We start from the raw sequence: 6,829 nt of genomic DNA, 5'->3' as shown, positions 1-6,829 counted from the left end.
CGAGTGGTAGAGCTTGACCATCTCCAGTGTGCGGCGGCGGTAGTCGGTGCCGTTGTCCACATTGAGCACCTGCATGCGCTGGTTCAGCAAAGCGATGGCGGGCAAGATGCGGTCGCGGTGCAGGCCGTCGGGGTACAGGCCATCGGGCTCGAAGTTGGAGGTGGTGACAAAGCCCACGCCGTTGTCGAACAGCGCCACCAGCAAGCGGTGCAAGATCATCGCATCGGTGATGTCGGCCACATGGAATTCATCGAAGCAAATGAGCTGATAACGCTTGGCCATGCGCTTGCCCAGCTCATCGAGCGGGTTGACGGTGCCCTGAATCGCGGTGAGTTCGCGGTGCACCTCGCGCATGAACTCGTGAAAGTGCAAGCGGGTTTTGCGCTCGATGGGCACGGCCGCAAAAAAGCAGTCCATCAAAAAACTCTTGCCTCGCCCCACCCCGCCAAACATGTACACGCCCTTAGGAATCTCTGGGCGGCTGAAGAACTTGCCCAGCAAGCCCGAACGCTTGGACTTGTAAGCCGCCCACTCGCTGGCGCAGCGCTCCAGCGCCTCGATGGCCAGCAATTGCGCGGGGTCGCTTTGGTAGCCCCGTTTTTGGAGTTCTTCTTCGTAAACTGCACGAACGGACATGGGTGGCTTGCTCTTCAATTCAATAACAAAACCCGGGACCAGGCCCGGGTTTTCAGGGATGCGGAACTTTAACCCAACTCACCCAAAACCGCAGTTCCGGGGGCGTCAAGGGCTCAGAAGTTCAGCGTGCGCTTGTCCACCGCCAAAGCAGCCTCTTTGGTGGACTCGCTCAAGGACGGGTGCGCGTGGCAGATGCGGGCAATGTCTTCGGCGCTGGCACGGAATTCCATGGCCACCACGGCCTCGGCGATCAGCTCGGAGGCTTGTGGGCCCACGATGTGCACGCCCAAAATTTCGTCGGTGGTGGCATCGGCCAGCATTTTCACCATGCCCGTCGTGTCGCCCAAGGCGCGAGCACGGCCGTTGGCCAGGAACGGGAACGAACCGGCTTTGTAGGCCACGCCATCGGCCTTGAGCTGCTGCTCGGTGCGGCCGACCCAAGCGATCTCGGGGCTGGTGTAAATGACCCAAGGGATGGTGTTGAAGTTGACGTGACCGTGTTGGCCAGCGATGCGCTCGGCCACGGCCACGCCCTCTTCTTCGGCTTTGTGCGCCAACATGGGGCCACGCACCACATCACCCACGGCCCACACGCCGGGCAAGTTGGTTTTGCAGTCGGCGTCCACCACAACAGCGCCGCGCTCGTCGAGCTGAAGGCCTACAGCTTCGGTGTTCAGGCCGATGGTGTTGGGCACGCGGCCGATCGAGATGATCAGCTTGTCGGCGTCCAGCACCACAGCTTCGCCTTTGGCGTTGGTGTAATTGACCGTGACGCCTTTTTTGCCATTGACGATCTCGCCGACTTTCACGCCGAGTTCGATCTTCAGGCCTTGTTTGTCAAAGGCCTTCTTGGCTTCTTTGGCGATTTGCTCGTCCACAGCGCCCAAGAATGTGGGCAGGCCTTCGAGGATGGTGACTTCTGCGCCCAGGCGACGCCAGACCGAACCCATCTCCAGGCCAATGACACCAGAGCCGATCAGGGCCAGCTTCTTGGGCGCAGCACCCAAGCGCAAAGCGCCGTCGTTCGACAAGACATTGACTTCGTCAAACGGGGTGCCGGGCAACGCGCGGGCGTTGGAGCCGGTGGCGATGATGATGTTTTTGCCGGTGATCGACTCTTCGGTCTTGCCAGCCACCTTGATCTCGTAGCCGCCTTCGGCCTTGCTCGCAAAGCTGCCGCGACCGTGGAAGAAGGTGACCTTGTTCTTTTTCAGCAAATACAAGATGCCATCGTTGTTTTGCTTCACCACGGTGTCTTTGCGCGCCAGCATTTTGGCCACGTCCATCTTCACGCCCGTGGCGCTGATGCCGTGCTCGGCAAAGTGGTGGTTGGCGTGGTCAAAGTGCTCGCTGGACTGCAGCAAAGCCTTGGAGGGGATGCAACCCACGTTGGTGCAGGTGCCGCCAGGGGCTGGGCCACCGGCTGCGTTTTTCCATTCGTCGATACAAGCGACTTGGAAACCGAGTTGGGCCGCGCGAATGGCCGCGATATAGCCACCGGGGCCACCGCCGATGACAACGACGTCGAATTGTTTGCTCATGGTGAATGTCTTCTGGATGAAAAACGCCCCCTGGGCAGGGGGCATTGAAACAAGGGAATCAGATGTCGAAAAGCAAGCGGGCTGGGTCTTCCAGCGCTTCCTTCATGGCCACCAAGCCCAACACGGCTTCGCGGCCGTCGATGATCCGGTGGTCATATGACATGGCGAAGTAGTTCATGGGGCGAACCACGACTTGGCCGTTTTCCACCATGGCGCGGTCTTTGGTCGCGTGCACGCCCAAAATCGCCGACTGGGGTGGGTTGATGATGGGGGTGGACATCATCGAGCCGAAGGTGCCGCCGTTGGAGATAGAGAAGGTGCCGCCGGTCATCTCTTCCATGCCCAGCTTGCCGTCTTTGGCTTTTTGGCCAAATTCGGCGATCTTCTTTTCGATGTCGGCAAAGCTCATCTGGTCGGCGTTGCGCAGGATCGGCACCACCAAACCACGGGGCGAACCCACGGCAATGCCGATGTCGAAGTAGCCGTGGTAGACGATGTCGTTGCCGTCGACCGAGGCGTTCAAGACCGGGAATTTCTTCAAGGCGTGCACAGCAGCCTTGACGAAGAAGCTCATGAAGCCCAGTTTGCAGCCGTGTTCCTTCTCGAAACGCTCTTGCATGCGCTTGCGCATCTCCATGACCGGAGCCATGTTGATTTCGTTGAAGGTGGTCAAGATGGCGTTGGTCGACTGCGATTGCAGCAAACGCTCGGCCACGCGGGCGCGCAGACGCGTCATGGGCACGCGCTGCTCTGGGCGCTCGCCCAAATCGACAGCCGGACCGGACACCTGAGGCAAGGCCTTGGTCGGCACGCCGGTCGGGATCACGGCGGCAGTGGACTTGACGCCACCGGCAACAGCGGCCAGCACGTCACCCTTGGTCACGCGGCCGTCTTTGCCAGAACCGGGCACCGAGCCTGCAGCCAGGCTGTTGTCGGCCATCAGCTTGGCTGCAGCGGGCATGGCCACTCCGGCCATGCTGGTGCTGGCAGCAACAGACGCTGCGGCCGGAGCCGATGCTGGAGCTGGGGCAGCCGCTGCAGCAGCGGGAGCTGCAGCCACTTTGCCATCGGTGTCGATGCGGGCAATCAGCTGCTCCGCAGCCACGGTGGCACCGTCGGCCTGCAAGATCTCAGACAGCACGCCAGCAGCGGGGGCAGGCACTTCGAGCACCACTTTGTCGGTTTCGATCTCGATCAAGATCTCATCGGCGGCGACGGTGTCACCGACTTTTTTCTTCCACTGCAGCATGGTGGCTTCAGCCACGGACTCGGACAGTTGGGGGACTTTGACTTCTACGATAGCCATTTTGAATTCTCTTTAAAGGTTAAACGCAAGGTTGTTCTGTTGGATCACTTGGTCAGCACGTAGCCTTTGAGCTTGGCAAAGGCGGCTTCGATCAGTGCTTTTTGCTGGTCTTGGTGCAGGTGCGAGTAACCCACAGCAGGCGAAGCCGATGCTGCGCGACCGGCATAACCGAGCTTTTGGCCATCCTTCATGTTCTCGTGGATGTTGTGCTGAATGAAGAACCAAGCGCCTTGGTTTTGCGGCTCGTCCTGGCACCACACCACGTCAGCGGCGTTGGGGTACTTCTTAAGCTCTGCCGCAAAAGCCTTGTGTGGGAACGGGTAGAGCTGCTCGACACGGATGATCGCCACATCCTCGCTGCCCTTGGCTTCACGGTGCTTGACCAAGTCGTAATAGACCTTGCCCGAGCAAGCGATCACGCGCTTGACCTTGTCTGCCTTGAGCGGCTTGTTCTCCGGGATCACGGTCTGGAAAATACCATCGGTGAATTCGGAGATGGGCGATGTCGCATCCTTGTTGCGCAGCAGCGACTTGGGCGTGAAGATGATCAGCGGCTTGCGCAAATTGCGCACCATCTGGCGACGCAGCACATGGAAGATCTGGCTGGCCGTGGTGGGCTGCACCAGTTGCATGTTGGTGTCGGCGGCCAGCTGCATGAAACGCTCAACCCGTGCTGAGCTGTGCTCAGGGCCCTGGCCTTCATAGCCGTGAGGCAACATCAAGGTGATGCCGTTGACTCGACCCCACTTGACTTCACCCGAGGCGATGAACTGGTCAATCACCACCTGCGCGCCATTGGCGAAGTCGCCGAATTGGGCTTCCCAAACCACCAAGGTGTTGGGGTCGTTGGAGGCGTAGCCGTATTCAAACGCCAGCACCGCTTCTTCGGACAAGATCGAGTCGATCACCGTGAAGGGCGCTTGGTTGTCAGCGACGTTTTGCAAAGCCACGTAGGTGCCAATGTCCCATTTCTCACGCTTTTGGTCGTGGATCACAGCATGGCGGTGCGTAAAGGTGCCACGGCCAGAGTCCTCACCCGACAGGCGCACCGGAAAGCCGCTGGCCACCAAGGAGGCAAACGCCATGTGCTCACCCATGCCCCAGTCCACGGGCGTGTCGCCACGGCCCATGGCGGCGCGGTCGTCATAGACTTTCTTGACCAACTGGTGCGGGGTCACCGACTCGGGGATGGTGGTGATTTTTTCGGCCAGACGCTTCCACTCGGCAAGGGGAATGGCGGTGTCACCGGCATCGGTCCACTTCTTGCCCAAAAAGGGCGACCAGTCCACGGTGAATTTGGTCTTGAAGTTGGTGAGCACGGGCTCGGTGGTGTTTTTGCCCGCATCCAAAGCGGCGCGGTATTCCTTGGCCATGTCCTCGCCCAGGGTATCGCCCAGGCCTTGGGCCGTGAGTTTGTCCGCAAATAACTTGCGGGTGCCTGGGTGGGCGGCGATTTTTTTGTACATCAGCGGCTGGGTCAGCGCCGGAGTGTCTTGCTCGTTGTGGCCAAGCTTTCTGAAGCACACCACGTCCAGCACTATGTCCTTGCGGAAGGTCATGCGGTATTCAAGGGCGAGCTGCGCAGCCATGACCACGGCTTCGGGATCGTCGCCGTTGACGTGCAGCACCGGAGCCTCCACCATCTTGACAATGTCGGTACAAAACACGCTCGAGCGCATGTCGCGCGGGTCGGACGTCGTAAAGCCAATCTGGTTGTTGATGATGATGTGCACCGTGCCGCCTGTGGAGTAACCACGGGTTTGCGCCAGCGCGAAGGTTTCCTGGTTCACACCCTGGCCACCAAAAGCGGCGTCGCCATGCACCAGCACAGGCAGCACCTGCTTGCCTTGCGGGTCACCCCGACGGTCCATGCGGGCGCGCACCGAGCCTTCGACCACGGGGTTCACGATTTCCAAGTGAGAGGGGTTGAAGGCCAGAGTCAGATGGACCGGGCCACCGGCCGTGCTCACATCGGAGCTGAAACCCTGGTGGTACTTCACGTCGCCGGCAGGCAGGTCTTCGGGGGCCGTATGGTCAAACTCGGCAAACAAGTTGGCGGGCAACTTGCCCATGGTGTTGACCAACACGTTCAGGCGTCCGCGGTGGGCCATGCCGATCACCACTTCTTGCACACCCTGCGTGCCGGCGGACTGGATCAACTCGTCCATGGCGGCGATGAAGCTTTCGCCACCTTCCAGCGAAAAGCGCTTTTGGCCCACGTATTTGGTGTGCAGGTAGCGCTCCAGACCTTCGGCGGCCGTCAGGCGGTCAAGGATCTGTACTTTCTTTTCGGCCGTGAAATTGGGCTTGCTGCGGATGCTTTCAAGCTTGTCTTGCCACCAGCGCTTTTCGCCCTGCTCGGTGGTGTACATGTACTCAACACCCAGGGTGCCGCAGTAGGTTTCGCGTAGCGCATTGAGCAACTCTCGCAGCGACATGCGGTTTTTGCCGAAAAAGGTGTTGCTGGTGTCGAACACGGTTTCATGGTCGGCATCGGTGAAGCCATAAAAAACCGGATCCAGCTCAGGAATGTCTGGGCGCTCGGTGCGCTTGAGCGGGTCTAAGTCGGCCCAGCGTTGGCCCACGTTGCGGTAGGCGGCAATCAGCTGCTGAACGGCGGTGCGTTTGCGGCCCATCTCTGCGTCGACGCTGGCCATGACCACTTTGGTGCCGCCGGACTTGGCGCGGTCGGCAAAAGCGTTGATGACGGGCAAATGGGGCACGTCTTTGGCGTTGGTGCCATCGGTTGCGGGAACGTGCTGGAGGGCGTCGAAATATTCACGCCAAGAATCGGGGACGCTGCCGGGGTTGGCCAGGTAGTTTTCGTACATCTCTTCGACGTACGGGGCGTTGCCGCCGAACAAGTAGGTGTTGCCTTGATAGGCAGCGTAGACGGAATTAGTCTCGCTCATATTTCGCTGACCTCCGTTTCCCTCTGGGAAACATAAGTTGGGTGATTTTTACCTTCCGCGACACGGCTGAACCGGTTGGCGGATGCGACTGTGGCATAGGAAGGGCCTGAGTACAGCGCGCATTGTGCCATGGCTTGTCTGATACCAAACTGACGTATCAGGCTCATGTTGGGAAAGTCGGGTTAAAAAAAGACCCCGCCAAGGCGAGGTCCAGTCTTATGAATCGGGCGTCAGCCCTTGATCTGGTCCACGATCTGCTGCAAAGCGGCCGGATCGTCCATGGTGGTCAGATCGCCCGGGTCGCGGCCTTCGGCCACGGCCTGAATGGCGCGGCGCAGCAATTTGCCGCTGCGCGTCTTGGGCAAGGCCGACACAAAGAACACACGCGATGGACGGGCCACCGCGCCCAGCTGCGAGTCCACCACCTTCATGAC

The 6,829-nt window shown here is 60.0% G+C and carries 4 protein-coding genes and 1 pseudogene; all 5 read right to left on the bottom strand.

Annotated features, from left to right (window positions below):
* The coding region (zapE, locus tag Q0341_RS02045) for a cell division protein ZapE (protein ID WP_299510198.1) at nt 1-636 on the bottom strand (636 nt) is incomplete at its 3' end.
* A 113-nt stretch (nt 637-749) separates the two neighbouring features.
* The gene (lpdA, locus tag Q0341_RS02040) at nt 750-2,177 is read right to left on the bottom strand and encodes a dihydrolipoyl dehydrogenase (protein ID WP_299510196.1); all 1,428 of its coding nucleotides are present in this window, start codon (nt 2,175-2,177) and stop codon (nt 750-752) included.
* Between the two features lie 58 nt (nt 2,178-2,235).
* Nucleotides 2,236-3,483 (bottom strand): 2-oxoglutarate dehydrogenase complex dihydrolipoyllysine-residue succinyltransferase, encoded by a 1,248-nt coding sequence (gene odhB / locus Q0341_RS02035; RefSeq protein WP_299510195.1) that lies wholly within the window; start codon nt 3,481-3,483, stop codon nt 2,236-2,238.
* A gap of 44 nt (nt 3,484-3,527) precedes the next feature.
* On the bottom strand, nt 3,528-6,395 hold the full coding sequence (locus Q0341_RS02030) for a 2-oxoglutarate dehydrogenase E1 component (RefSeq protein WP_299510193.1): 2,868 nt from the start codon (nt 6,393-6,395) through the stop codon (nt 3,528-3,530).
* A 230-nt stretch (nt 6,396-6,625) separates the two neighbouring features.
* Nucleotides 6,626-6,829: pseudogene (gene prpE, locus Q0341_RS02025) on the bottom strand (propionyl-CoA synthetase); the annotation flags it as partial.

This window comes from uncultured Limnohabitans sp., from assembly GCF_937889215.1.
GTDB lineage: Bacteria > Pseudomonadota > Gammaproteobacteria > Burkholderiales > Burkholderiaceae_C > Limnohabitans_A.
Note: the sequence above shows the minus strand (reverse complement) of the source record. Positions and strands in the feature narration are given on the sequence as shown.